Origin of the sequence: Spongiactinospora sp. 9N601 (assembly GCF_044326295.1) — a bacterium.
In the GTDB taxonomy this organism is placed as follows: Bacteria; Actinomycetota; Actinomycetes; order Streptosporangiales; family Streptosporangiaceae; genus Spongiactinospora; species Spongiactinospora gelatinilytica.
In genome coordinates, this window is the sequence record NZ_JBIRBB010000015.1 from 178,808 (window position 1) to 204,563 (window position 25,756).

A 25,756-nucleotide genomic window follows, 5' to 3' on the forward strand; every position below is an offset into this window, starting at 1 on the left:
GCGGCGGCCGGAAGAGTGACCTTGTCTTCCCTCCGGCATTCAACGCCGCGTCGTGCATCGGGCCGCATCCGGGCGGCCGGTGTACACCCCGGGCGGGCCCGGGAAACCCCCAGGCCCGCCCGGCTCTCCAGCATTTCTCACAAGGCGCGGCGAACCCCACCACCCCGCCGCGCGGGCACGGGGAACGCGGAGCCCCCTGCCCCCAGGGTGTGGGCGGGCCGGCCACAACTCCCCGGCCCGCCCACACCCACCATCCCCTATGGAGCAACCGAGTGTCCTGCTGGCGGGACCCGCCCCGAAGGCTTCCTGACGACGTGCAAGGAAGTTTTTGGTCGGTGTGATTTAAGGGCGGGGTTCTTGGGGAGTGGGAAATGCCCGTGGGTTACATGGGGAAAGTGTGTTCGGTGGCGCTAGCGGTCGGGCGAGCCCGACAAAAGGGAAGAACTGTCCGAGTGTCAGCGAGGGCCGCTTTGCCCGCCGGAGGGGGGTAGCCGTTTGAGGGGAGGGCCGCGTACTGGGGTGGGCCTGGTGGCCGGGGCTTGTGATCGGGGCTTGTGGCGTGGTGAGGACTTCTATGGCTGGGTGTTGCGTCTTTGGCGATGGCGTTTGGTTGCTCGGCAGGTGAAGTATGCGACGCCCTCGGGGCGTGGGGGAGTGTGTTCGGTGGCGCTAGCGGTCGGGCGGAGCCCGACATAAAAGAACTGTCCGAGCGTTAGCGAGGCCCATTTTGCTCGTCGGAGGCGGGGCCGGTATTGATGGCGGGGGTGTCGTTTTGGAGGGTGTGGAGGATGGGGAGGGCGAGGTCTAGGGTGCGGATGCCGATGAGGCTGGCTACTTCCAGGACGGCCATGACCTCGGTGGGGGTGGCGCCGTGGTCGAGGGCGTTTTCGATGTGGACGCGCAGGCCGTCGGCGTACATGTGGGTGGCGGAGGCGTCGATGGCGATGTAGATGAACTCCTTGACCTTCGCCGGCAGAGGGCCCGTCTCCCAGGGGACGGCGGAGTAGCGGGTGTAGGCGGCGAAGTAGGCCGGGTCGAGGGTGAGGAGGTCGTCCCAGCCGGCGTCCCAGTAGCCGCGGCGGCGGGTGAAGTCGGCCTTCAGGGGCTCGATGCGGGGGTCGTCGGCAGCCGGGTACCGGCCGCGGCGGCGCAGGGACTCGGCGAGCAGGGGGACGCCGGTGGTCAGGGCGTGAACGCCGAGGACCGAGGTGAGCTGGAGGGTTTCCACGATCTCGGCCGGGGTGGCGCCGTGGTCGAGGGCGGCGCGGGTGTGTTCCCGTACGCCGGGCGCGTGCAGATGGGTGACCGACGCGCTCACGGCCAGCGCGACCAGGTGCCGGATCTTGGGCTCCAGGGCCGGTACGGCGGCCAGCGCCTCGTACGCCGCCTCGAACTCGTCCATCGGCTCGGCCCCACTCATCGGGAGCCCCGTTCGGTGAAGCCGAAGTACGGCAATACCTTGCTCAGCAGGTAGTACTCGCCGTGCGGCTTCGGCCACTGCGTCACGTTCCGCCCCGACTTGGAGTGGTAGTAGTTCGTGCAGTTGGCCTCCATGGCCGACGCGTTCTTGTGCAGTTGCTCGTCCACCCACCGCACCCAGCGGTCCAGCGCCACAGGCTTAGTGTCCACCGCGCGCACCCGCCGTCGCCGCATCCGGGCGACCGTCCGCGCCGCGACCTCGGCCTGTCGTTCCAGGTTGGCGATGACCGAGAAGCCGCCGTTCGTATTCGGCCCGTAAAGCATGAAAAAGTTGGGAAAATCGGGCACGGTGATGCCCAAGAAGGCCGCAGCGTCGCCGTCCCACCGGTCGTGGATGCTGACGCCCCCCACCCCCCGTACCTCCAGCGACGCCAGGAAGTTCGTCGCCTGGAACCCGGTGGCCATCACCAGCACGTCGATCTCGCGCTCGACGCCCGTCTCGTCCACGATCCCGTTCGGCGTCACCTTGGTCACCGCGTGCGGCACCAGCTCAACGTTGTCCCGGTTCAGCGCCGGATAGAAGTCCGTCGCCAGCACCGACCGCTTGCACCCCCACGGATAGTCCGGCGTCAGGTGCTTCCGCATCTCCGGATCGGAGATGGTCTTCTCGATGTACGCCCGGCACGCCGCCAGATTCCGCCGCTGCCGTTCGCCGCCCAGGTCGTACCCCTTGAACCCCTGCCTGAACTGGTAGAAGTGATACAGCCGCCACGCCTTCTGCAAAAGCGGAAAACGCCGGTACAGCGTCCGCTCGCGCGCCGTGAAGTCGCGTTCGCCCTTCGGCAGGATCCAGCCGGGCTGCCGCTGGAAGACGTACAACCGTGAGACCGACCCGGCGATCGCCGGAACCACCTGGGTGGCCGTCGAACCCGTCCCTACCACCGCGACCCGCTTGCCGGTCAGGTCGTGCTCGTGCTCCCACCGCGCCGTGTGGAACGAAGCCCCTTCAAACGAAGAAAGCCCCGGCCAGTCCGGATAACGCGGGTAGTTCAGCAGCCCCAGGCAACTGATCACCACCTCGAACCGCTCCCGCGACCCATCCGCCAGCGCCACCTCATAGGACCCGGTGTCCTCGTCCCAGGTCGCCGACTCCACCCGGGTGCCGAACCGGCAGTGGCGGCGCAGCTTGAACTTGTCCAGCGCGTGCTCGGCGTACGCCTGCAACTCCTCCTGCCGGGCGTGCGTCCGCGTCCAGTCGTACGTCAGGAACGAGAACGAGTACGCGTGGGAGGGAATGTCCACCTCGCAGCCGGGGTACCGGTTGTCCCACCAGGTGCCGCCGGGCCCGTCCGACTGCTCGAAGATGACGAAGTCGTATATGCCGCGCCGCTTCAGGTTCACCGCTGCCGCGATCCCGCCCAGCCCGCAGCCGACGATCGCGACCCTGGGCCCACTCGCGCTCATAGGGACATCAACCTCTCCATCACTCTCACACCGAACCGCAGCGCCTCCACGGGCACCCGTTCATCGACCCCGTGGAACATGGCGGGATAGTCATAACCGGCGGGCAACAGCATCGGCGTGAAGCCGTACGTCAGCATGCCGAGGCGGGTGAACCACTTGTTGTCGGTGCCGCCGCTGAACACGTACGGCGCGGCCCTGCTCCCCGGCAGCTCCGCCCGCAGCGCCGCGCCCAGCCGGTCGAACCACTCGCCGGTGTGCTCGGAGACCACCGGATCGGTACGGCGCAGCAGCCGCACCCGCGCCGACGGCCCGGCGCATTCGTGGACCCGCCGGTCCAGTTCGTCCTCCTGGCCGGGCAGGTACCGGCAGTCGATCCGGGCCCACGCCTCGCCGGGGATGACGTTCTCCTTGTCGCCCGCGCCGAGCCGGGTGACGTTGACGGTGGTGCTCATCCCGGCCGCCAGCATCCGGCCGAACGGCCCGGTCTCCTCGGTGAGCACCCGGAGTACCTCGTCGGGGTCGGCCACCTCCCGCCCGGCCAGTTCGGCGGCGAGCAACCGCATCGGCTCGGGAACGGCCACCGGACCACGGAACCTGGCGAGCCGCAGGATCGCGTCCGCCAAAGCCGGGATGGGGTTGTCCAGCGCGGCCATGCTGCCGTGCCCGGCGATGCCGGGCTGGTTGATCTCGTACCAGCGCAGGCCCTTGTCGCCCACCGAGATCGCGAACGTCGGCGGGCCGTCCGCCGGGGTGGCCACGTTGAAGCCGCCCACCTCGCCGACGCAGGCCGCGCAGCCCTCGAACAGTTCCGGATGCTCGTTGACCAGGTACCCCGCGCCGAGCCTGCCGCCGGTCTCCTCGTCGGCGACGAAGGCGAGCACGATGTCCCGGCGCGGCCGGACGCCCGCCGCGGCCATCCGGCCGACCGCGGCCAGGGTCATCGCGACGGCGTTCTTCATGTCCACCGCGCCGCGGCCCCACACCTGCCCGTCGCGGATCTCCCCGGCGCGCGGATGCACCGACCAGGCGGCCGGATCGGCGGGCACGGTGTCCAGGTGGCCCTGGACCAGCAGCGCGGGCAGGCCGGGTTCGGTCCCGGCGAACCGCGCCACCACGTTGGTACGCCGCGGCTCGGCCTCGAAAAGCAACGGCGAGAGCCCCGCGGAAGCCAGCAGCCCGGCCACGTACTCGGCCGCGTCCCGCTCGTCCGCGCCCGGATTGGTGGTGTCGAACCTAATCAGATCCGCACAGATCTCCTCGACCGGCTTCATCAGGTGTCCAAGCCGAGCGTCAGCGCGGCCACCGCGTACGTCTTGACGGCCGTCAGGTAGTCCTCGACCACCACCGACTCGTCGTCCCAGTAGCAGTCCATCGACCCGGGCCCGTACGTCACCGCCTTGATCCCCGACTCCCAGAAGATCGGCGTGTCCGGCCACGCGGGGTGGCTGTCGAACGAGGCCGGCCCCCCGCAGACCCGCTCGTGCGCGGCGGCCACGTCCGCGAGCAGCCGCTCGCCCTCCGGGATGCGCAGCGAGCTGCGCGGATTGCGCAGGCAGGTGGCCTCAAGGGCGACCTCGACCGGGAACTCCTCCAGCTCGTCCAGCGCCCGCCCGACCGCGCCCCGTATGTCACGCAGCACGTCGTCCTGTGTCTGGTCCGGCGGGAAGCGCACGTCGAAGGTGATCCGGCAGTGCTCGGGCACCAGGTTGTGCGCCACGCCCCCGGCGATCTGGGCCACGTTGCAGATCTTGCGGTCCGGCAGCTCCCGCCCGGCCGCGTCGGTGATCGGCATCGCCAGCACCTCGCGGACGACCTCGGCGGCGCGGGCGACGGCGTTGACGCCGATGTCCAGCGCGGTGGTGTGCGCGGCCCGGCCGCGTACGTCCACGTTGACGTAGGCGATGCCGCGCTGGCCGGTGAGCACCCGCAGGTCGCTGGGCTCGCAGTTGATCGCGTACGCGCCGCGCAGGCCGTCGCGGATGGCCTGCCGGGTGCCCTCGCCGCCCTCGAAGTGGTTCGGTACGGCGAGCACGACCACGTCACGCGGCGGCCGGGCCCCGATCGAGGCGAGGGCCCAGGCGGCCATCGTCATCGCCGCCGTGCCGGCCTTCATGTCCGCGACGCCCACGCCGTACACGCGCCCGCCGGAGACGTCGCCGCCGAACGGGTCCCGCGTCCACGACCGCGACGGCGGGTACACCTCCATGTGGCCGTTGAAGATCAGCGCGTCGTCGGGGCCGCCGCCGGACTTGAGCCTGGCCAGCAGGTTCGGCATGCCGTCGGTCCCCGAGTGCGGCAGGTCCACCGCGAGGCCCGCCGCGCGCAGCGGCCCGGCCAGGTGCTCGGCCGCCGCCGTCAGCGCCGGTCCGTCCCCCCACACGCTGGGGATGCGCAGCAGGTCGCGCAGGAACTCGACGATCTGGTCACGCCGCGCGTCCACGGCCTCGATCACCCGGTCAACCGTCATCACCCCTCCTCCCAGGGCCCGGCGGGCCCGAAGACACGTTCGTGGAAGCGTTCGCCGATGGTCAGGTAGCCGTCGGCGTCCGGGTGCAGCCCGTCATAGAGCCCGGCCGCGTCGTCGGGGCCGAGCAGCGCGGTGCCGTCCAGGTAGGAAAGCCGCGGATCCGCCCGTACCGTGACGACCTCCTCGATCAGCTCGCGCATCGCGCGCAGCGTCAGGCTCGCCCCCGGCACGGAGTCGCCCAGCGCGACGTACGTCCCCCGCGCGTCCTGGGCGGTGGGCCCGGCCCGGTCCTCGGCCGTCGGGCAGGTGATCGGCGACACCACCAGCAGCGGCGTGTCCGGGTGCCCTTCGCGCACGGTGTCCAGGAACCCGTGCAGCGCGGGCCCGAACGTGCGGATCTTCATCGTGTCCAGGTTCAGCACGTTGATCCCGACCTTCAGGCTGATCAGGTCGGCCGGTTCGTCCCTGATCGTCCGAGCCACGAACGGGTCGAGCTGGCAGCAGCCGGAAAAGGCCAGGCAGAGCAGGTCCAGCCCGGCCTTCCGCGCGACGTGCGCGGGCCACGTCCGGGTCGGCCCGTACGCCTCCGCGCAGTGACTGATCGAGCTGCCGTAGTGGATCCACCGGCGTGGGGGCAGCGCGCCCGGGGCGGCGTCACCGTCCACGCGCAGCGCGCGCAGTTCCACCACCGACGCTTGGGGCAGCCACAGCTCGACGTCCTTCCAGTCCCGGCCCAGGCCGTCGAACCGGATGGTCTCGGGCGTCCCCTGGATCGTCTCGACCACCGCCCCGGCGGCGACCGAGCACAGGTCGCCGCGCTCGGCGGGCGCGGAGATCACCTCGCCCCCGTCCACCACCAGGTCGAAGGCGACCGGCGGCGGCGGGAAGTACGCGTTGCGGAAGCGGGTGACGTGTACGTCCAGCTCGATCGCGTCCGCGTCGGTGCGGAACACCAGCCGCACCCCGGCCGGACGCGGGGCGACCATCCGCATGTACGGGTCGGTCATCTGGACCTCGGTCCAGGCGGGCAGCCGCTTGGGGACCAGGCCGGTCGCGGTGCGGTCCAGGCGCAGAGCCCCGGCGACGGTCACCGGGCCGCCCGTAAGCGGAAGCTCCTCAACCATCGATCCAGCCCTCGATCAGGTGGTCGTGCTCGCCCAGCGCGGGCGCGGGCCGGAACTCGGTCACCGAGCCGGTCGTGCGGACGCCCCCGGCCAGGGTGCGAAACCCGTCCGGCTCGGTGACGATCAGGTCGCGGTCTTCGGCCAGGGCCAGCGCCTCGCGTACGTCGAGCACCGGCCCGCACGGAATCCCGGCCCCGGCCAGCACCCGCTGGACCTCCTCGGCGTCCATCCCGGCCAGCGCGTCCTCCACGTCGCGGCGCAGCCGCTCCCGGTTGTGGCCGCGTTCGGCGTCGCTGCCGTACCCGGGCGCGGTCAGCCATTCGGGGCGGCCGAGCACGGTGGCCAGGCGCTCGAACAGCGAGTCGCTGGCCACGCCGATCGCCACCGCCCGGCCGTCCCCGGCGGTGAACACCCCGTACGGCGCGCTCACCGCGTGGTGCGCGCCGGTCGGCGTGATCTCCTCGTCGGTGTGCAGGGCCCGCATGGCGTTGGACTCGAAGACCGAGAGCAGCCCCTCGAACATCGACACGTCGAGGTGCTGGCCGCGCCCGGTGCGCTCCCGCTCGCGCAGCGCGGCCAGCACGCCCACCGCCGCGTACAGCGCCGGGACGATGTCACCGATGCTGATCCCCACCCGCACGCCCGGCCCGCCGTCCGGGCCGGTCACCGACATCAGGCCGGACATGGCCTGCACGATCAGGTCGTACGCGGGACGGCTCGCCAGCGGCCCGGTCTGCCCGAAGCCGCTCACGCTCACCGCGATCAGCCCGGGGTTCAGGCGCAGCAGCTCATCGGCGGGGAAGCCGAGCCGGGCCAGTACGCCGGGCCGGAAGTTCTCCACCAGCACGTCCGAGCGGCGGATCAGCCCTTCCAGCTTGCGGCGGCCCTCATCCGTCTTCAGGTCCAGCGTGACGCCGTACTTGTTGCGGTTGATCAGCCGGAAGTACGTGCTGTCGCCGGCCTCGGTGAACGGGCCGAAGTGCCTGCTGTCGTCGCCGCCCGGCGGCTCGACCTTGATCACCTCGGCCCCGAGGTCGGCCAGGATCCGCGCGCACAGCGGACCGGACAGGACCCGGCTCAGGTCCAGAACGCGGACACCGTCCAGGGCAAGGCTCACTCGAACCACCGCAGCCCGCTCTGCCGCACGGCGTCGGCCGCCGTGTCGTAGCCCGCGTCGGCGTAGCGCATGATGCCGATCCCGGTGTCGCCGGTGAGCACGGCCGAAAGGCGGTCAGTGGAGGCGGTCGCGCCGTCCGCGATGGCGGTGACTCCGGCGCTCTGCATGTAGCCGGCGTACCCGCCGCCGCCCGCGTGGATGGCCACCAGGTCGGCCCCGGAACCGGCGTTGAGCAGGGCGTTCAGCAGCGGCCAGTCGGAGATCGCGTCTGATCCGTCCGGCATGTTCTCGGTCTCGCGCAGCGGCTGGGACACCCCGCCCGCGTCCAGGTGGTCGCGGGTGAAGGCCACCGGGCCGCGCAGGTCGCCCCGCCGTACCGCCTCGTTGACCAGTACGGCCAGCCGGGCGCGCTCGCCGTGCGCCAGCCAGCCGATCCGCGCGGGCAGCCCGGGGGCCTCGGGCTGGCGGACGTACTTCCTGGCCAGCGGCACCCAGCGCCCGGCGAGCGGGTTGTCGGGGAACTCGCGCGTGACGATGTCGTCCACCACGTCGATGTCGGCGGGGTCGCCGGAGGCGGCCACCCAGCGGAACGGCCCGAGCCCCCGGCAGAACAGCGGCCGGATGTAGCGCTCCATGAAGATCGGGATGCGGAACGCGTCCACGCCCACGGACGCCGCCTGGGCCCTGATGTTGTTGCCGTACTCGAAGACGACCGCGCCCGCGTCCTGCCAGTCCAGCATGCACCGGACGTGCTCGGCGGCCGAGTCGAGCGCCCGTCGTACCAGCTCGTCGGGGTCGCTCGCGCGCAGTTCGGCGGCCTCGCCCGGGGTCATCCCGGCGGGCACGTAGTAGCGCATGTCGTGCGCGGGCGTCTGGTCGGTCACCACGTCGGGCACCAGGCCGCGCGCCCGCATCGCGGGCAGCGCCTCGGCGGCGTTGCCGAGCAGGCCGATGGAGGCCGGGGCCTTGGCCCGCAGCCGCTCATCGGCCCAGGCCAGCGCCTCGTCCAGGGATTCGGTCGCGCGTTCCAGGTAGCCGCTCTCGATCCGGCGGGCGATCCGGCCGGGGTCGGCCTCGACGCAGATGGCGACGCCCCCGGCCATGTACGCGGCGAGCGGCTGCGCGCCGCCCATCCCGCCGAGCCCGGCGGTCACCACCAGCCGCCCGGCCAGGCTCCCGCCGAAGTGCTCGTCGGCGACCGCCGAGAGGGTCTGGTAGGTGCCCTGGAGGATGCCCTGCGAGCCGATGTACTGCCAGTCGCCCGCCGTGTAGCCGCCCCACATGATCAGGCCGCGCCGCTCCAGCTCGTAGAAGTGCTCGGCGGTGGCCCAGCGGCCGATCAGGTTGCTGGTCGCCATCAGCACCAGCGGGGCCGATGGGCCGCTCGGGAAGATCCCGATCGGCTTGCCGGACTGGATCACGAGGGTCTGGTCCTCGTCGAGTTCCTGGAGCGCGCGGATGGTGGTGGCCAGGGCGTCGTGGTTCCTGGCGGCCTTGGCCAGCCCCGCGTAGATGATCAGGTCGTCCGGGCGCTCCGCGTGGTGGAGGGTGTTCTCCAGCATCCGCAGCAGCGTCTCCTGGCGCGGTCCCCGGCAGCGGACGGCCCTCATGACCGCCACCCCCGGGCCGCGCTCAGTCGGTCAGCGCCTCCGCGAGGTCGCCCATCCGGGCGCGGGCCGCCGCCAGCCCGCCCGAAAGGACGTCGCTCCAGAACGCCAGCGAGGCCAGCTCCACCCGCACGCCGAGGACCAGCGGCGCGAGCCGTTGTTCCAGGTCGGGGATGCCGCCCAGCCGGTCCATCGTCCGCTTGAACTCGGCCAGCCTGCCCCGATGGAACGCAACCCGGGCCTCGGCCAGCCGCCGCACCGTCGACTCGTCGCCCAGCTCGCTGAAGAACAGCTTCAGCTCGGCCTCGTCGCGTATCTGGTAGACGTCGGCCTCCGGCTCGCGCAGCCACTCGCGCAGCGCCTCGCGGCCCTTGTCGGTCAGCGAGTACGTCCGCCTGCGGCGCCCACCGCTCTCCGCCGACTCCGCGAGCAGGCCCGCCTCGGCCAGCCTGCGCGGCTCGCCGTACAACTGGCTGTGCGGGAACGGCCAGAAATATCCGATCGACCGGTCGGCGGCCCGTTTCAGCTGGTAGGAGGAACTCGGGCCGCGCAGCCCGATCAGTCCCAGCACCAGGTACGAGCTGGACGTCAGGTTGATGGACACCTGCCAGAACGTACCATCCGTTTCGGACGGTCACAATGGGCCTCCTCGGGGACGGGAAAAGGGGGAAGGGTCGGTCAGCTCAGGAGTTGCTGCGCACCGGCCGCGCCCCGCATCGGGACGAGCGCGGTCAGGTCCACGTCGATGACGTACGGCCCGGCCGACTCGACCGAGCGGGCGAAGGCGCGCTCGAACCCGGCCACGTCGGCGACCCGCTCGCCGGGCACGCGCATCGCGGCGGCCAGCGCGGCGAAGTCGGGGGTGTGCAGGTCCACGTCGTTGCGTGCGCCCGCGAAGGTGGCCGACTGCACCTCGCGCAGCACGCCGTAGCCGCCGTCGTTGAACACGCAGATCGTCAGTGGCGCGCCGGCCTGCGCCACGGCGGCCAGTTCGCCGATGGACAGCATGATCCCGCCGTCACCGTGGATCACCACGCCGCGCTCGCCGCTGCCGAGCACCGCGCCGAGCGCGAGCGGCAGGCCGGGGCCGATGGCGGCGGACGTCGGGTTGAGCGAGGTCCGGGGGGTGAGGACGGGCAGCAGCCGGTCGCCCCAGCGGTAGGCGGGGATGGTCGCGTCGCGGACCACGACGCCGCCGCGCGGCAGCAGCCTGCGGATGGACTCCATGATCGCCCGGTGGTCGGGGCCGATGGCGTCCAGCGCGGTCTCGCGGGCGCGGGTCGCGGCCTCGGCCGCCCGCGCGGTCCACTTGCGCTCGTCGTGCGCCTCGGCGGTCGCGAGCAGCGCGCGCAGCGTCTCGCGGGCGTCGCCGTGCAGGGTGACCGCCGGGGGATAGCTGCGCCCGAACGCGCTCGCGTCGGCGTCGGCGTGGATCAGCCTGGACGTCAGGCGCAGCCGCCACTGGTCGGTCTGGTACATCTGGAAGCGGGTGCCGACCGCGAGCACGACGTCGGCCTCCTCGACGATCTCGCGCAGCGGCGGTACGGCGACCAGCGCGCCCAGGCACAGCGGGTGGTCCTCGGGCAGCGCGCCGCGGCCCTGCACGGAGGTGACGACCGGCACGTCCAGGAGTTCGGCGAGGCGGCGCAGCTCCGGCCACGCCTCGGCGGCGAGCACGCCGCCGCCCGCCCAGATCAGCGGCCGTTCGGCAGTGCCCAGCAGGTCGGCCGCCGCGCGCACCCGGTCCTCCGGCGGCGTGGCGCGCACGATCGGGTCGGGCGGGCGGACCGTCACGTCGGTCCGGGCGTACTGGAGGTCCACCGGGATCTCCACGGCGGTCGGCTGCGCGGGCCCCGAGCACGCCGTACGGCCGGCCGCGACCACCGCCTCGGCCACGTCCTCGACCCGGCGCGGCGACCACGTCTCCCTGGTGAGGGTGCGCAGCATCGCCCGCTGGGCGTCGGCCTCGTGCAGGTAGCCCCGGCGCTGCCCGTAGAAGCGGGTCTCGATCTGCCCGGTGACCAGCAGCACCCGCGAGCCCGCGAACGACGCCTCGAACAGCCCGCCCATCGCGTTGGCGGTGCCCGGCCCGGTGGAGGCGAGCGCCACGCCGAGCCCGCCGGTCACCCGGGAGTAGCCGTCGGCGGCGTGGACCGCCGCCTGCTCGTGCCGGACGTTGACGACCCTGATCCCGCCGTCGCGGCTGATCGCGTCCAGGATCGGCAGGTTGTGGATGCTGGCCACGGCGAAGACGTGCGTCACGCCGAGCGCGCGCAGTGCCTCGCAGACCAGGTCGCCTCCGGTGCGCTCGCTCATCGGGCCGCTCCCTCCCGCCGCTGGACGGACTTGACTTCGGTGAACTCGGCGATGCCGTACGCGCCCAGCTCGCGCCCGTGCCCGGACTGCTTGTACCCGCCGAACGGGGCCAGCCCGTTGAACGGCGCGCCGTTCACCGCCACGCTGCCCGCCTCCAGCCGCCCGGCCACCGCCAGCGCGCGCTCCTCGTCGGCCGACCACACGGCGGCGGCCAGGCCGTAGTCGGTGCCGTTGGCGATGTCCACGGCGTCGGTCTCGTCCACGTAGGGGATGACGGCCAGCAGCGGCCCGAACACCTCCTGCTGGGCCAGCGGGATGCGCGGGTCGGTGACCGTGAACGCCGCCGGGCCGGCGAAGAAGCCGGTGCGCGGCAGCTTGTCCGGGGGATGGGCCCAGATCGTCCTGGCCCCGTCCACCGGCGCGCGTTCCAGGTGCTCGTTGACCCGCTGCTGCTGCCCGGCGCTGGCCAGCGGGCCGACGTCGGCGTCCGGGTCGTGCGGCATGCCCACACGGTAGGCGGCCATCGCCTCGGCGACCAGCGTCTCAGCCTCGGCCAGCTTCTGGAAGGGGACCAGCAGGCGGGTCAGGGCGGTGCAGGTCTGCCCGGAGTTGATCATCACGGTGCGGACGCTGCCCGCCACGGCCGCGGCGAGGTCGCCGTCGGGCAGCACGACCGACGCGGACTTGCCGCCGAGTTCGAGCGCCACCCGCTTGACGCCGGGGGCGGCCAGCCGGGCGACCCGGCGTCCGGCCCTGGTGGAGCCGGTCAGCGACACCATCGCGGTGCCGGGGTGGCCGACCAGGTACTCGCCGACGTTCATGCCGTTACCGAGCACCAGGTTGAACGCCCCGGCGGGCGCGCCCGCCGCGTGGACGGCCTCGGCCAGCACGAACGCGTCCAGCGGGGTGATCTCGCTGGGCTTCAGCACCACCGGGCACCCGGCGGCCAGCGCGGGGCCGACCTTGGCCACGGTCTGGAGCAGCGGGAAGTTCCACGGGGTGATCGCGGCCACCACGCCGACCGGCTCGCGGTAGACGGTGGAGTGCCCGATCCGCGTGGTGAACTCGACCTCCGGCAGGGCGGCGGCGGTGTTGCGCAGCGTGGTCACGGCGGTCCGCACCTGGTAGCCCTCGCAGTGCTTGCGCGGCATGCCCATCTCCCTGGAGATCAGCCCGGCCAGGTCGGCGGACCGTTTCTCCAGCTCGTCGGCGATCCGCGTGAGCAACGCGGCCCGCGCCGCGGGCTCCATCGACCGCAGCGCGGGCCGGGCCGCGGTCGCGGCGTCCACGGCCGCGTCCACGTCCTCGGCGGCCGATTCCCTGACGGTCGCGACGCAGTGACCGGTGCTGGGGTCCAGGACGGCGATGACGTCCTCGCCCCGGCTCTCGGTCCAGCGTCCGCCGATGTACGTGTCCGCACGATGGTCCATGTACGCTCCGCTCACGTCCTGGCGATCGGCTCGAAGCCTAGGCCGATTCCGCGCGGACCTGATGAGGGTGGAATACCAAAGAATCCGCGCGGGGCTTATGGCCCGATCACAGCCCGATCACGAACGCGTCGTCACCCGAACAGGCGGGCGCGCAGGTCGGTGCGGCCCTCCTCCTGGTCGCGGCGCATCTCCACCGCGTCGTAGGCCATCAGCGCGACCCCGAGATCCCCTATGTCGGTGATCCGGCGCATGTCCCGGCCGGTCAGCGTGGCGATCTGGCGCAGCCGGTAGGCCACCGTGTTGGGGTGGACGACCAGTTCCTCCGCGGTGCGCTGGAGCGCCATGTCACACGCGATGTAGGCGCGCAGGGTGTCCAGCAGGTGGGGTTTCTCGGTCAGCGAGCCGATGCGGGTCTCGATGATCCGCCGCGACACCCATCGGTTGTGCGCGAGCAGCACTTCCAGGATGACGTCCGTGCACTTGGTCACCTGGCCGCGCTGCCCCCGGTACATGCCGATCTCCAGGGCCGACAGCGCCTGGCGGCAACTGTGCCCGGAGGCGGCCAGCGACTCCCCGGGCTCGCCGGACGACACGAACAGTGACCGGCCCAGCTCGTCGTCGAGCATCCGGGTGAGGAGTTCGACGATGCCGGGGCCCTCCCGGTTGGTCGGCACCAGGGCGAGCAGCAGGCCGTTGCGGTCGCGGATCAGGGCCTCGCGGCGCGGGTCGTGCCGGCCGAGCACTTCCAGAAAACGCCGCCGTACCCGGGCCCACTGCTGCGGGCTGGGCAGCGGCTCGTGGCAGGCGGCCACCGCCCGGAACGGCTGGTGCGGGTTGATGTTGAGCACCCTGGCGTGGTTGTTGACCGTGCTGGCGTCCATCGGCGGGCCGGCGACCAGGCAGCTCAGCAGGTCGGTGCCGACCCGCGAATGCCAGCTCGACAGCTCGCCGTAAGTGGTGCTGAAGGACTCCAGCTCGTGCGTGCACAGCTCGTCGAACAGCTCGGCGATCGTGGCCAGGGCGCTTCTGACCTCGTCGCGGCCGATCGACGGATCGGCGAGCAGGTGGTCGGTGATCACGCGTTCGAGCGAACGCAGCCACTCCACGGCCTCGGCCACGGACTTGCCCTGGAGGGCGACCCGTGCGCCGCGACCGATGTGGACGTCGTCGTGAAATCGCTCGCCGGTCAGCGCGACGGCGCAGTGCCCGACGATCCGGACGGCCGTCTCGAAGGTCTCCATGGGCGCCTGCCGATCGGCCGAATCGGCGGCGGAGATGTACTGGCGGACGAACTCGTTGGCGATGTGAGTAGAGGCGGCCTTCAGACGGGAGGCCACGACGGTCAGGGCGGCTGATGTTGGCATTTCACTCTCCAGACCCCAGACCGCGACGAATATCACGCCTGTCACACAGCGTCAAGATTCGCTACGTTGGCGGGGACTGTGTGAGCGACACATGGGGGCCCGGACACCTTTGTGACCGGGTCCTCATGACACCGCACGCGCTGTGAACGTTGACTGTCCCCACTGCTAATCCCAATCAACGCCCGACCGACGACCCCACGGGAGGGAAGGTGAGCGATGGCGACGCGCTCGACGGCGACGCTCCGACCGCCGCCCGGCGATGACGAGGGCGAGGGATCCGCCATGCCAGGCGAACGTCCCCGCCCCTTCCTGCGACGACCGCGGTTCGCCACGGTGGCGCTGGCACTGCCGGTGGCCTTCATGGTCCTGGTGTACGCCTACCCGGTCGGCGCCATGCTGCTCAAGAGCGTCACCGAGCCGGAGTTCGGCTTCGGCAACTTCGGCCGGGCGGTGTCCGACGCGACCACCTGGCACGCGCTCGCCGTGACCGTGCGGATGTCGGCCGAGGTCGCCGTGCTGACGGTGCTGCTCGGGTTCCCCGTGGCGTACGTGCTCGCCCGGGTCACCGCCAGGGTGGCGCGCATCCTGTCCGTGCTGGTGGTGATCCCGTTCTGGACGAGTGTGCTGGTGCGGTCCTTCGCCTGGATCGTGCTGCTGGGCGACAACGGTGTCGTGCCGCGCCTGCTGTCGCCGTTCACCGGCGACACCGCCGGCCTGCTCTACTCCGAGGCGGCCGTGGTCATCGCGCTCACGCACATCCTGCTGCCCTTCCCGATCCTGATCATCAAGGGCACGCTCGACCAGATCGACGACTCCCTCGTCCGGGCCGCCCGCACCCTCGGCGCGGGGCCGGTGCGCGCGTTCCTGCGCGTGTACCTGCCGCTGGCGTTCCCCGCGATCGTCAGCAGCGGCATGCTCGTGTTCGTCATCGGCCTGGGCTTCTACGTGACGCCCGCGCTGGTCGGCGGCCCCAAGGAGAGCACGATCGCGGTCGTCATCGCGCAGAGCGTGCAGGTGACCTTCGACTGGGGGCTCGCGGCGGCGCTCGCCACCATGCTGCTGGTCGTCGCGGTGGCGCTCACCCTGATCGTCAGGAGGCTCACCAAGGTGAAGGGGCTGGTGTCGCTGTGACGGCCACCGCCCGCGACCGGGTCATCGAACGCAAGATCCGCACCCGGCCCGACAAGCTGCCCACCGGGCCGCTGGAACGGGTGCTGCGCTGGACGCTGCGCGTCGTGGTCGCGCTGGTGTTCGCCTTCCTGGTCATCCCGATCCTGATCGTGGTGATCGAGTCGTTCAACAGCGTGGACTACCTGACCTTCCCGCTGGAGGGCTGGTCGCTCGTCCACTACGAGCGCTTCTTCGGCGACCCCGCGTGGATCGACGCCACCCTGCAGAGCGCCAAGATCGCGGTGCTCGCGGCGGTCATCGCGACCGTCGTCGGCACGTTCGGCGCGTGGGGCATGGCCCGCACCCCAGGGCGCGGCGCCGGGTTCGCCTTCGCGTTGATGTACTCGCCGATCGTCGTCCCGATCATCGTGCTGGCGATGGGCTTCTACTTCGTCTTCGCCGAGCTGCGGCTGGTGGGCGACTGGGTGGCCATCGCGGTGGCGTACTCGGTGATGGGCGTGCCGTACGTGCTCACCTCGGTGTCCAGCGCGCTCCAGCAGCTCGATCCGGAGCTGGAGAACGCCGCCCGCACGCTCGGCGCGCGGATGCGGCAGACGCTGGCGCGGATCACCCTGCCGCAGCTCACCTCGGCCATCTCGGCGGGCGCGCTGTTCGCCTTCGTCATCGCCTTCGACGAGGCGGTGATCATCCTGTTCGTGGCCGGGAGCGACTCGGTGACGCTCGCGCGCAGGCTGTGGGACAGCGTCCGCTACGACCTGACGCCCACGCTCGCGGTGGCGGGCACCGTGCTCATCGTCGTCTGTGTCGGCCTGTTCCTGATCACCGAGCTGATCAAGACCCTGCGGGAAAGGAGGCGTTCGTGACCGACCAGGTCGTCTTCGCCGGCATCTGCAAGCGGTTCGGGACCTTCTCGGCCGTCCGCGACCTCAACCTCGGCATCAAGGAGGGCGAGTTCCTGACCCTGCTCGGCCCCAGCGGGTCGGGCAAGACCACCTCGCTGCGGATGCTCGCCGGCCTGGAGGCCGCGACCTCAGGGGACATCCTGCTCGCCGGCCGCCGGGTCACCGACGAGGTGCCGGAGAAGCGCAACATCGGGCTGGTCTTCCAGAACTACGCGCTGTTCCCGCACATGACGGTGGCGCAGAACGTCGCCTTCCCGCTCCAGATGCGGCGCAGGAAGCGGCCCGACATCGCCCGCGAGGTCGATCGGGTGCTGGAGATGACGCAACTCGGCCCCTACAAGGACCGCTACCCCAGGCAGCTCTCCGGCGGCCAGCAACAGCGCGTCGCGCTCGCCCGCGCGTTCGTGTTCGACCCGAGCGTGCTGCTGATGGACGAACCGCTCGGCGCGCTGGACCGCAACCTGCGCGACCACATGCGCCTGGAACTCAAGTCGCTGCAAGAACGCATCGGCGCGACCGTCATGTACGTCACCCACGACCAGGACGAGGCCCTTGCCCTGTCCGACCGCATCGGCGTCATGCACCAGGGCGTGCTCCAGCAGACCGCGCCCCCCGGCGAGATCTACGAACGCCCGGTCAACTCGTTCGTGGCCAGGTTCCTCGGCCAGTCGGTGTGCCTGCCCGCCAAGCGGCTGGAGCGCGGCAAGCGGACCGTGCTGTCGGTGGAGGGCCTGGACGGGCGCATCCTGGTGGACGCCGAGAACGACACCTGCCCGGACGCCACGGGCGACTTCATGATCCGGCCGGAGCGGTTCACCCTGGCCGCCGAACGGCCCGGCACCGCCGATGTCAACGCGATCAGGTGCAAGGTCGAGACGGCCGTCTACCTCGGCGCGCAGGTCGAGGTCCACCTGCGGGCGGGCGCGGGCGCGCGGGTGCAGATCGCCGTGCCCGCCGCCGGCGCGGGCGACCTCGCGGCGGGCTCGGGGCACTGGCTGACCTTCCGCCCGTCCGACGGCCTCTACCTGAAAGGTGTGTGATGGAGATCAGCGGGCTGACGAGCCTGACCTGGCAGATGGACGGCGCGGTCGGGGTGCTCACCCTGAACAAGCCGGAACGGCTGAACGCCATCGCCAACCGGGACATCGACGAGCTGGACCGGGTCGTCATGCTGGCCGGCCGCGACCCCGGCGTACGGGCGCTGGTGATCACCGGTGCCGGGCGCGGGTTCTGCTCGGGGGCCGACGTCAAGGAGTGGCACGCGCGTTCCGACCGGGACGAGGAGTCCTGGCCGGCCAAGATGCACCGGGTCATCACCCGGCTGTACTGGCTGCCCAAGCCGGTCATCGCGGCGGTCAACGGCGTCGCCGTGGGCGGCGGCTGCGACCTCGCGCTCACCGCCGACATGCGGTTCGCCGCAACCACCGCGCGGTTCGGCGAGGTGTACGCCCAGCGCGGCATCTGCCCCGACGCGGGCGGTTCCTACCTGCTGCCGCGCCTGGTCGGCGAGGCCAGGGCGGCCGAGCTGATCTACACCGGCCGGATCGTGGACGCCGCCGAGGCGCTGCGGATCGGCCTGGTCAGCGAGGTCGTCGAGCCGGAGGCGCTGATGGACCGGGCGATGGAGCAGGCGCGGATCTTCGCGGCCGGACCGACCATCGCGATCGGCGAGGCCAAGCTGAACATCCGCAAGGGCCACTCCATCGGCATCGAGGAGGCGCTGCGGGGCGAGCTGCGCGCCGGTCACCGCTGCGCCGAGACCGAGGACATGGCCGAAGGGCTCAAAGCGGCGATCGACAAGCGCGCGCCCGTCTTCGTGGGGCGCTGATGGACGGGCACCGGCTCGACCGCCTGTTCCGCCCCGCGAGCGTCGCCGTCGTCGGCGCCTCTCCCAAGGGCGGGTACGGCCTGCGCACGCTGCGCAACACCCGCGCGCTCGGCTTCGAGGGCCGCCTGTACGTCGTCCACCCCACCCACCGCGAGGTGGACGGCGTGCCCGCCTACCCGTCGCTCGCCGACCTGCCCGAGGCGCCCGACGCGGTGGCCGCCGCCGTCCCCGCGCACGCCGTGCCCGGGGTGGTGGCCGAGGCCGCCGAGCTGGGCGCGGGAGGCATGGTCGTGTACGCGGCCGGGTTCGCCGAGCAGGACGCCGAGGGCCGCGCCCGGCAGGCCGGGATCACCGCCACCGCGGCGGACCGGCTGCCGCTGATCGGCCCCAACTGCCTGGGCCTGGCCAGCTACCGGGGCCGGGCCGCGCTGTGGGGCATTGAGATGCCCTACGGCCACGCGGGGGCGGGCGGGTCGGTCGCGCTCGCCGCGCAGAGCGGCAACATGGCGCTGACCACGATGCTGTCCGGCCGGTTGCCGGCCGTCGCCTACGGCGTCTCGGTGGGCAACCAGGCCGTGCTGGACCTCGCCGACTGCCTGGACTACTTCGTCACCGACCCCGGGGTGCGCGTCGTCGGCCTGGTCATGGAGGGCCTGGCCGACCTCACCCGGTTCCGGCGGCTGGCCGAACGCGCCGCCGAGCGCGACGTGGCCGTGGTGGCGCTGAAGGTCGGCCGGTCGGCCAGGGGCGAGGCCGCGACGGTCGCGCACACCGGCACGCTCGCGGGCAGCGACGCCGCCTACGAGGCGCTGTTCCGGCAGACCGGCGTACACCGGGTGGACGACCTCGACGAGATGGTCGCGCTGTGCTCGCTGCTGGCCGCGCCCAAGCGCCCGCGCGGCGGCGCGCTCGCCGTGTACGCCAGCTCCGGCGGGGAGTGCGGGCTGGTCGCCGACCTCGCCGAGGACACCGGCGTCGAACTCGCCGAGCTGGACGCGACCACCGAGGCCGCGCTGGCGGCGGTGCTGCCGGACTACGCCAAGATCGCCAACCCGCTGGACCTGACCGCCTCCTCCTGGGGGAACAGGGACGTCTACCGGGCCGCCGCCCGGGCGATGGGGCGGTGTCCGGGCGTCGGCGCGGTCGCCTTCACCGGCGACTCCCCGACGTACGCCGACCCGCTGGACGAGGTGGGCTGGCCGGAGATGGTCGGCGGCGCGGCCGAGGCCGCGGCCGGGCTGGACGTGCCGGTCGCGCTGGTCACCACCACCACCGACATCGTGCCCGGCCTGGTCACGATGGCCCACGAGCAGGGGGTCGTGCTGCTGGCCGGGGTACGGCCGGCGCTGCGGGCGTTCGCCCTGGCGGCCGGGCGCGGCCCCGTCGTACCGGTGGCGGACCCGGGGCCGTCCGGCGTCCGGCCGCACGCCCGTGACCTGCTCGACCTGGCCGGGCCCGAGCCGACCGAGACCGGCGCCAAGGGCCTGCTCGGCGCGTACGGGGTGGCCGCCCCGGTCGGCGACGTGGCCGGGGACGCCGAGACCGCCGTGGAGATCGCCCGCCGCGTCGGGTACCCGGTGGTCGCCAAGCTCCAGGCCCCCGGCCTGGCGCACAAGTCCGACGTCGGCGGCGTCGCGGTCGGCCTGGCCGGCGACGCGGAGCTGCGCGACGCCTACGACCGCCTGATCAAGGCCGGCATCGACGCGGCCGGACCCGATACGCCGCTGACCGTGCGCGTCGAACGAATGGCCGGCCCCGGCGTGGAGCTGATCGTCGGAGGCCGGAACGACCCGGCGGGCCCGCTCGTCGTCGTCGGCGCGGGCGGCGTGCTCACCGAACTGGTCGCCGACGCCGCCTGCCTGCTCTGGCCGTTCGACGCCGGCGACGTGCGCGCCGCGCTCGCCCGGCTGCGCGTCGCCCCGCTGCTTCGCGGCTACCGCGGCGGCCCGCCCGCCGACGTGGCGGCGCTCGCCGACGTCGTCGTACGCGTCGGACGGCTGCTCGCGGACCTGCCCGAGGTCGGCGAGATCGACATCAACCCGCTGCTGTGCCGGCCGGAGGGCGAGGGCTGCCTCGCGCTGGACGCCCTGATCGTGCGTGCCGCCGGGAAAGGACCACGGACCTGATGGACTTCACCATTCCAGACGACCTCGCCGAGTTCCGCCGCGTCGTGCGCCGGTTCGTCGACAACATACTGCTGCCGCACGAAGACCATGTGGAGGAGCACGACGGGCTGCCCGAGGAGGTCGAGCGGAGCATCAAGAAGAAGGCCGTGGAGATCGGCCTCAACGCGATCGGGATGCCCGAGGAGGTCGGCGGGGCCGGGCTGGACGTACTCGGCCAGGTGCTCGTCACCGAGGAGCTGTTCCGCGCCCTCGGCGGCCTGGCCGAGGTCGTACCGACCGCGCCCTCCATCCTGCTGGCCTGCGACGACGCCCAGCGCGAGCGGTTCCTGCTGCCGTGCGTGACCGGCGACAAGCAGTGGTGTTTCGCGCTCACCGAGCCGGACACCGGCTCCGACGCCGCCGGGATCAAGACGCGCGCCGAGCACAGGGACGGCTCGTGGGTGATCAACGGCCGCAAGCGGTTCATCAGCCACGCCGACTCGGCGGACTTCGCGATCGTCTTCGCCGTCACCCACCCCGACCGGGAGAAGGACCGGATCACCGCGTTCCTGGTCGAACGGGGCACTCCCGGCTTCGCGGTCGGCCAGACGCACAAGACGATGGGCCACCGCGGCTACCGGCAGGCCGAACTGGTCTTCGACGACTGCGTGGTACCGGCGGAGAACGTCCTCGGCGAGCCGGGGCACGGGTTCGACATCGCGCACGGCGGGCTCAGCTCCGGCCGCGTGATGACCGCCGCCCGCTGCCTGGGCCCGATGGCCCGGCTCATCGACGAGGGTGTGGAATGGGCCAAGCAGCGCGTGCAGTTCGGCCGCCCGATCGCCGACTACCAGGCCATCCAGTTCATGCTGGCGGACTGCGCGACCGACCTCCAGGCCGCGCGGATGCTCACCTACAGCGCGGCCTGGGCCGCCGACCAGGGGGAGGCCGCCAAGATCGTCAGTGCCAAGGCGTCCGTCGCCAAGCTGTTCGCCAGCGAGGCGCTCGGCCGGGTCGCCGACCGGGTGCTCCAGATCTTCGGCGGCACCGGCTACATGAACGAGACGTACGTCGAGCGCGCTTACCGCAACGCCAGGATCGAGCGCATCTGGGAGGGCACCTCCGAGATCCAGCGCATCATCATCGCCCGCAACCTGCTCAAGAGAGGCATGTTCGCCTGACCTCTCCCTCCGGGCCCGCACCGGCCCGCCGCTTCTCCCCCCTTGCATGAAAGACGGTTTCGCCATGCCCAGCTCACACCACGATCACCGCCGGGAACTCCTGTCGCGGCGCGGCCTGCTCGGCCGCGGCGCCCTGCTGGCCGGGGGCCTCGCCGCCGTCCCCCTGCTCAACGCCTGCGGCTCCGGCGGCTCGGGCGGTTCCGGCTCCGGCGGTTCGGGGGGCGGCGGGGGCGGGCGGCTGGTGGTCGCCGACTGGGGCGGGGCGCTCCAGGACGCCGAGAAGAAGTACATCTTCGACCCGTTCAGCAAGGAGACCGGGATCGAGGTCGCCATCGCCGGGCCGCCCACCGGGGCCAAGATCAAGGCCATGGTGGACACCGGGAACATCGAGTGGGACCTCATCGCCGGCGGCCCGTCCATCGTGCTGCCGCTCGGCCGCGACTACTTCGAGCCGCTGCCCGACAGGCTGCTGAACATCCCGGGCATCGACCCGTCGTACGTGGACAAGAACTGGCTGACGTACTACCTGTTCTCCATCGTCATGGCCTGGAACACCGAGGCGATGAAGGGCGCCAAGCCCGAGGGCTGGGCCGACTTCTGGGACGTCCAGAAGTTCCCCGGCAAGCGCACGCTGCGCGGCGCGGACCAGGGCGTGCCGCCGGACCTGGAGTTCGCCCTGCTCAGCGCGGGCGTCGCGCCCGACAAGCTGTATCCCGTGGACGTCGAGAAGGCGTTCGCCCAACTGGGCGCGCTCAAGCCGAACGTGCCGCAGTGGTGGACCTCCGGCGCGCAGCCCGGCCAGATGCTGGTCAGTGGGCAGGTCTCCGCCTCCAGCATCTTCGCCGGGCGGCTGGACGCGCTGAAGAAGCAGGGCGCGCCGCTCGACTTCACCTGGAACGGCGGCATGCTCCAGCTCGGCGCGTGGTCGGTGCCGAAGGGCGCGCGCAACAAGGAGGCGGCGTTCAAGCTCATCGAGTACTCGGTCCGGCCGGACGTCCAGGCCGCCGTGTGGAGCAAGTACAACAACGGACCGGCCAACTCCAAGGCCATGGAACTCATGGACAAGGAGTGGGCGCGCACCCTGCCCTCCCACCCGGCCAACGCCGAGATGCAGTTCCTGTACGGCGCCGACTGGTGGAGCAAGAACCGCAACGAGGTGCTGAAGCGGTTCCAGACGTTCGCCTCCACCTGATCGCCTCATCCACAACCACTACCGGGGAGCAACGTTGGAATCATTGACAGGCCGCGCCTATCTGGTCACCGGCGGCGGTACCGGCATCGGCGCGGCCGTCGCGCTCCGGCTGGCCGAACTCGGCGCGTCGGTCACGGTGCTCGGCAGGCGCAAGGAGCCGCTGGACGAGGTGGTCGCCAAGGTCGAGAGCGCGGGCGGGGCGGCGCTGGCGTACTCGGCCGACGTACGCGACCCCGCGGCCGTCGAGGCGGCGGTGGAGGCCGCCGAGGCCCGGTTCGGCAGGGTGGACGGCCTGGTCAACAATGCCGCGGGCAACTTCGTCGCCCCCGCGGAGGAACTGTCCGCGAACGGCTGGCGGGCGGTGGTGGACATCGTGCTCAACGGCGCCTGGCACTGCACGTCGGCCGTGGCCAGGCGGCTGATCAGGGACGGACGGCCGGGCGCGGTGGTCAACGTGGTGGCCACCTACGCCTGGACCGGCCACCCCGGCACCGTGCACAGCGCCGCCGCCAAGGCCGGGGTCGTCTCGATGACCAAGACGCTGGCGGTCGAGTGGGCCAGGTACGGCATCCGGCTGAACTGCATCGCGCCCGGCCCCACCGAGACCGACGGCGCGGGCGCGGCGCTGTGGGCCTCGCCCGAGGAACGCGAGCGGGTGCTGTCCTCGGTGCCGATGCGGCGCTTCGCCAGTCCGGAGGAGGTCGCCGGGCTGACCGCGTTGCTGCTCAGCGACCGCACCTCCTACGTGACCGGCACGGTGCTGACCGCCGACGGCGGGCAGTCCCTCGGCGGGCAGATCTACGGGACCCCGGTCGAGGAGCTGGCCAAGGCCCGCCGCTGACCGATCCGTTCAGGACGCGGGCCGCTCCGGGAAACCGGGGCGGTCCGGGTCCAGCGGCACACCGGCCGAGTTGAGCGTGACGGCGACCGTCCAGTACCGGCCGATCACCGCGATCAGGTCGATGAGCTGCGCGGTGTCGTAGGTTTCTGCCAGGACCGCCCAGGTCGGGCCGGACACGCGCGCGTCGGCCCGCAGTTCGTCCACCGCGCGCAGCAGCGCGGCCTCGAACGGCGTCCAGCCGGGGGCGTCCGGGCCCTCGGTGACCCGGCGGATCTCCTGCGCCGACAGCCCGGCCCGCGCGCCGAACAGGGTGTGCTGGCCGAAGGCGTACTCCGAGCGGCACAGCCACGTCACCCGCAGGATCGCCAGCTCGCGGTCCCTGGGCGGCAGCGTGGAACCCCCCAGCAGGTACTCCTGCAACGGGCGCTGCGCCTTCATCAGGCCCGGATTGTGCGCCCACATCCGCGACACGCCCGCCGTGCCCGCGTGGGCCTCGTCGCCGAACAGCTCGCGTTCCAGCCGGTGGTAGTCCTCCACCGGCACCGGCTCGATGCGCGGTTCTTCCGCTCCCATCGCGCTAGCCCGCCTGGTCCTCGTCGCGGCGCACGGTCGCCCGCACCGCGCCGCCGGAGTCGCGGGACACCCCGACCACGGTCAGGATCGGGAAGTGCGGCGCGAGCAGCGCCGCGTTCCGCTCGGCCGCCAGGGCGGCGACCATCTCGCGGCTTTCCACCGACCGGGGCGGGTCGTAGTCGATCACCGGCAGCCAGCCCGGGTGCTCCAGGTGGGTCGGGTGATGGGCGACGTCGCCGACGATGACCGCCGCCGCGCCGCCGTCGGCCACCAGCACGACGACGTGCCCCGGCGTGTGCCCGTGCGCGGGCAGCACGGTGACCGCGTCCGACAGCGGCAGCTCGCCGCCGAAGGCGCGCAGCCGGCCCGCCGCCGACACGGCCTCGATCCGCTTCCGCACCGCCGGGACCATCGAGTGGTTCGCCGGGATCGCGGCGACCTCCTCGCCGGTCCAGTAGGCGATCTCGCGCTCGTGCACGTAGACCTCGGCCCGAGGGAAGGTGGGCGTGCCCGCGTCGTCCTTGATCAGCCAGCCGCAGTGGTCGGCGTGCAGGTGGGTCTGGACGATCCGGTCCACGTCGCCGGGCCGAACGCCCAGGTCGGCGAGCCGGTCCAGCATCCCGCCCGCGCCCGCGAGCCCGGCGACCTCGTGCGCGCGGTGTCCCCACCCGGTGTCCACGAGCGTCACCGATCCGTCGCCGGTCACCAGGAACGTGCCGAAGTTCACCCGGAACAGGTGGTCCGGGTCGGTCACGCCGGTGGCGGGCATCCACTCCTCCGGCGGCACGCCGTTGAACCACGTACGCCGCGGCGCCTCCAGCACGCCATCGCTGACCTGTGAGATCCGCATCCGGCCGACCTCGATGGTGGCTGATGTCCGAAACCGCACGTGTGCTCCCCTACTTCGTGATCCGGTCGTACTTGACGCGCCAACTGACGGTCCGCCCCTCCCACGCGGGCGGGCCGGGGGTCAGTGAAACCGTGCCCGGCGCGGGCACCGGCGGCGCGGCCTCGGCCTCGTACAGGGCCAGGTACGCCGGGCAGCCCGGCTCGGGGTGCCGGAACTCCCGCCACCGCTCGAACCGCGAGCCCCGGTCGTAGCCGAACGCCGCGATGATCTCCGGGAGATGGACGCGGGTGTAGAAGTCGTCGAAGTCCGCGATCTCCCGTTCGCCCGACTCCGCCGCCGGGTCGATGCCGATCAGCGCCACCCGCCCGGCGGAGACGTCCCGGCCCGTCCAGGCGGTACGCTGCCAGATCAGCCGCCACACCGGCTCCATCCGCCGCCACGGCGACGGCCCCGGCGGATACACCGGCCGCTCCTCCGGCGGCCCGGTCACCTGCTCGGCGAACCGCCGCGCGGCCTCCTCGCCGTCCAGGCCGTACACGGCCAGCCAGCGCGGCCACGGCCCCGGCGGCGGATCGACCTGCGCCAGCTCGTACCGCTCCGCGCACACGAACCCGGGGTTGCGGGCCACGACATCACCCAGATGGGCGTCATAGAACTCGTGGAAGGCGGCCATCTCGTGGGGCGGCTCGTCCGGGGGCGTGTTGATCCCGACGGCGTACACGAACGAGCAACTCCACGGCGAAAGCGTCATGGCGCGGCCGTCACCCCCATCCACGAGGCACATCTATCAAAAAGCACCATACATTTCGGACGGTTGCCGCGCACCCCCGCCCCCTCCCGGAAAC

Annotated in this window: 22 protein-coding genes; 8 read left to right on the forward strand and 14 right to left on the reverse strand. The window is 72.3% G+C overall.

Annotated elements, in window-relative coordinates; translation table 11 throughout:
• Window positions 1–712: 712 nt before the first annotated feature.
• The 11 genes from ACH34R_RS32255 to ACH34R_RS32305 all read right to left on the reverse strand — a co-directional run bounded on the left by ACH34R_RS32255 (window position 713) and on the right by ACH34R_RS32305 (window position 14,308).
• Entirely contained in the window at window positions 713–1,420 is a 708-nt protein-coding gene (locus tag ACH34R_RS32255) for a carboxymuconolactone decarboxylase family protein (protein ID WP_397565337.1), read from the reverse strand.
• Window positions 1,417–2,883: a flavin-containing monooxygenase gene (locus ACH34R_RS32260; RefSeq protein ID WP_397565338.1), complete on the reverse strand. Its 1,467-nt coding sequence runs from the start codon at window positions 2,881–2,883 to the stop codon at window positions 1,417–1,419. The genes ACH34R_RS32255 and ACH34R_RS32260 overlap by 4 nt, the downstream gene beginning before the upstream one ends.
• Complete coding sequence (locus ACH34R_RS32265) at window positions 2,880–4,154, reverse strand: M20/M25/M40 family metallo-hydrolase (protein ID WP_397565339.1); 1,275 nt, start codon at window positions 4,152–4,154, stop codon at window positions 2,880–2,882. Before ACH34R_RS32265 ends, ACH34R_RS32260 begins: the two co-directional genes overlap by 4 nt.
• Complete coding sequence (locus ACH34R_RS32270; RefSeq protein WP_397565340.1) at window positions 4,154–5,350, reverse strand: M20 family metallopeptidase; 1,197 nt, start codon at window positions 5,348–5,350, stop codon at window positions 4,154–4,156. Before ACH34R_RS32270 ends, ACH34R_RS32265 begins: the two co-directional genes overlap by 1 nt.
• Window positions 5,350–6,474 (reverse strand): GDSL-type esterase/lipase family protein, encoded by a 1,125-nt coding sequence (locus tag ACH34R_RS32275; RefSeq protein ID WP_397565341.1) that lies wholly within the window; start codon window positions 6,472–6,474, stop codon window positions 5,350–5,352. Before ACH34R_RS32275 ends, ACH34R_RS32270 begins: the two co-directional genes overlap by 1 nt.
• Window positions 6,467–7,591 (reverse strand): CaiB/BaiF CoA transferase family protein, encoded by a 1,125-nt coding sequence (locus tag ACH34R_RS32280; protein ID WP_397565342.1) that lies wholly within the window; start codon window positions 7,589–7,591, stop codon window positions 6,467–6,469. Before ACH34R_RS32280 ends, ACH34R_RS32275 begins: the two co-directional genes overlap by 8 nt.
• A complete protein-coding gene (locus tag ACH34R_RS32285) occupies window positions 7,588–9,201 on the reverse strand; it encodes a urocanate hydratase (protein ID WP_397565343.1) in 1,614 nt (537 codons plus the stop codon). Before ACH34R_RS32285 ends, ACH34R_RS32280 begins: the two co-directional genes overlap by 4 nt.
• 22 nt (window positions 9,202–9,223) lie before the next feature.
• Window positions 9,224–9,802, reverse strand: a complete 579-nt coding sequence (locus tag ACH34R_RS32290; protein WP_397565344.1) for a PadR family transcriptional regulator — start codon at window positions 9,800–9,802, stop codon at window positions 9,224–9,226.
• 74 nt (window positions 9,803–9,876) lie between these two features.
• Window positions 9,877–11,514: a thiamine pyrophosphate-binding protein gene (locus ACH34R_RS32295; protein WP_397565345.1), complete on the reverse strand. Its 1,638-nt coding sequence runs from the start codon at window positions 11,512–11,514 to the stop codon at window positions 9,877–9,879.
• A complete protein-coding gene (locus ACH34R_RS32300; RefSeq protein ID WP_397565346.1) occupies window positions 11,511–12,944 on the reverse strand; it encodes an aldehyde dehydrogenase family protein in 1,434 nt (477 codons plus the stop codon). Before ACH34R_RS32300 ends, ACH34R_RS32295 begins: the two co-directional genes overlap by 4 nt.
• A 131-nt stretch (window positions 12,945–13,075) precedes the next feature.
• Entirely contained in the window at window positions 13,076–14,308 is a 1,233-nt protein-coding gene (locus ACH34R_RS32305) for a PucR family transcriptional regulator (protein ID WP_397565347.1), read from the reverse strand.
• A gap of 282 nt (window positions 14,309–14,590) precedes the next feature.
• Here ACH34R_RS32305 and ACH34R_RS32310 point away from each other — a divergent pair, with 282 nt between their 5' ends.
• The 8 genes from ACH34R_RS32310 (at window position 14,591) to ACH34R_RS32345 (ending at window position 23,488) form a co-directional block, all read left to right on the forward strand.
• Window positions 14,591–15,439, forward strand: coding sequence for an ABC transporter permease (locus ACH34R_RS32310; RefSeq protein WP_397565348.1), 849 nt, complete (start codon window positions 14,591–14,593; stop codon window positions 15,437–15,439).
• The gene (locus tag ACH34R_RS32315; RefSeq protein WP_397565349.1) at window positions 15,436–16,302 is read left to right on the forward strand and encodes an ABC transporter permease; all 867 of its coding nucleotides are present in this window, start codon (window positions 15,436–15,438) and stop codon (window positions 16,300–16,302) included. The genes ACH34R_RS32310 and ACH34R_RS32315 overlap by 4 nt, the downstream gene beginning before the upstream one ends.
• Window positions 16,299–17,381, forward strand: coding sequence for an ABC transporter ATP-binding protein (locus ACH34R_RS32320; RefSeq protein ID WP_397565350.1), 1,083 nt, complete (start codon window positions 16,299–16,301; stop codon window positions 17,379–17,381). The genes ACH34R_RS32315 and ACH34R_RS32320 overlap by 4 nt, the downstream gene beginning before the upstream one ends.
• Window positions 17,381–18,169 (forward strand): enoyl-CoA hydratase/isomerase family protein, encoded by a 789-nt coding sequence (locus ACH34R_RS32325; protein WP_397565351.1) that lies wholly within the window; start codon window positions 17,381–17,383, stop codon window positions 18,167–18,169. Before ACH34R_RS32320 ends, ACH34R_RS32325 begins: the two co-directional genes overlap by 1 nt.
• The gene (locus ACH34R_RS32330) at window positions 18,169–20,295 is read left to right on the forward strand and encodes an acetate--CoA ligase family protein (RefSeq protein ID WP_397565352.1); all 2,127 of its coding nucleotides are present in this window, start codon (window positions 18,169–18,171) and stop codon (window positions 20,293–20,295) included. The genes ACH34R_RS32325 and ACH34R_RS32330 overlap by 1 nt, the downstream gene beginning before the upstream one ends.
• Entirely contained in the window at window positions 20,295–21,455 is a 1,161-nt protein-coding gene (locus tag ACH34R_RS32335; protein WP_397565353.1) for an acyl-CoA dehydrogenase family protein, read from the forward strand. Before ACH34R_RS32330 ends, ACH34R_RS32335 begins: the two co-directional genes overlap by 1 nt.
• 64 nt (window positions 21,456–21,519) lie before the next feature.
• Window positions 21,520–22,647 carry an ABC transporter substrate-binding protein gene (locus ACH34R_RS32340; protein WP_397565354.1) on the forward strand — a complete coding sequence of 376 codons (1,128 nt, stop codon included), beginning with the start codon at window positions 21,520–21,522 and terminating at the stop codon, window positions 22,645–22,647.
• A 34-nt stretch (window positions 22,648–22,681) separates the two neighbouring features.
• Window positions 22,682–23,488: an SDR family oxidoreductase gene (locus ACH34R_RS32345; RefSeq protein WP_199537405.1), complete on the forward strand. Its 807-nt coding sequence runs from the start codon at window positions 22,682–22,684 to the stop codon at window positions 23,486–23,488.
• Window positions 23,489–23,497: 9 nt separating this feature from the next.
• Here ACH34R_RS32345 and ACH34R_RS32350 read toward each other — a convergent pair whose 3' ends face one another.
• Genes ACH34R_RS32350 through ACH34R_RS32360 form a run of 3 tightly spaced genes read right to left on the reverse strand, consistent with a single transcriptional unit; the run spans window position 23,498 to window position 25,662 of the window.
• Window positions 23,498–24,061, reverse strand: coding sequence for a carboxymuconolactone decarboxylase family protein (locus ACH34R_RS32350; protein ID WP_397565355.1), 564 nt, complete (start codon window positions 24,059–24,061; stop codon window positions 23,498–23,500).
• Window positions 24,062–24,065: 4 nt separating this feature from the next.
• Window positions 24,066–24,950 (reverse strand): MBL fold metallo-hydrolase, encoded by an 885-nt coding sequence (locus tag ACH34R_RS32355; protein ID WP_397565356.1) that lies wholly within the window; start codon window positions 24,948–24,950, stop codon window positions 24,066–24,068.
• Between the two features lie 10 nt (window positions 24,951–24,960).
• Window positions 24,961–25,662: a hypothetical protein gene (locus tag ACH34R_RS32360; RefSeq protein WP_397565357.1), complete on the reverse strand. Its 702-nt coding sequence runs from the start codon at window positions 25,660–25,662 to the stop codon at window positions 24,961–24,963.
• Window positions 25,663–25,756 lie beyond the last annotated feature (94 nt).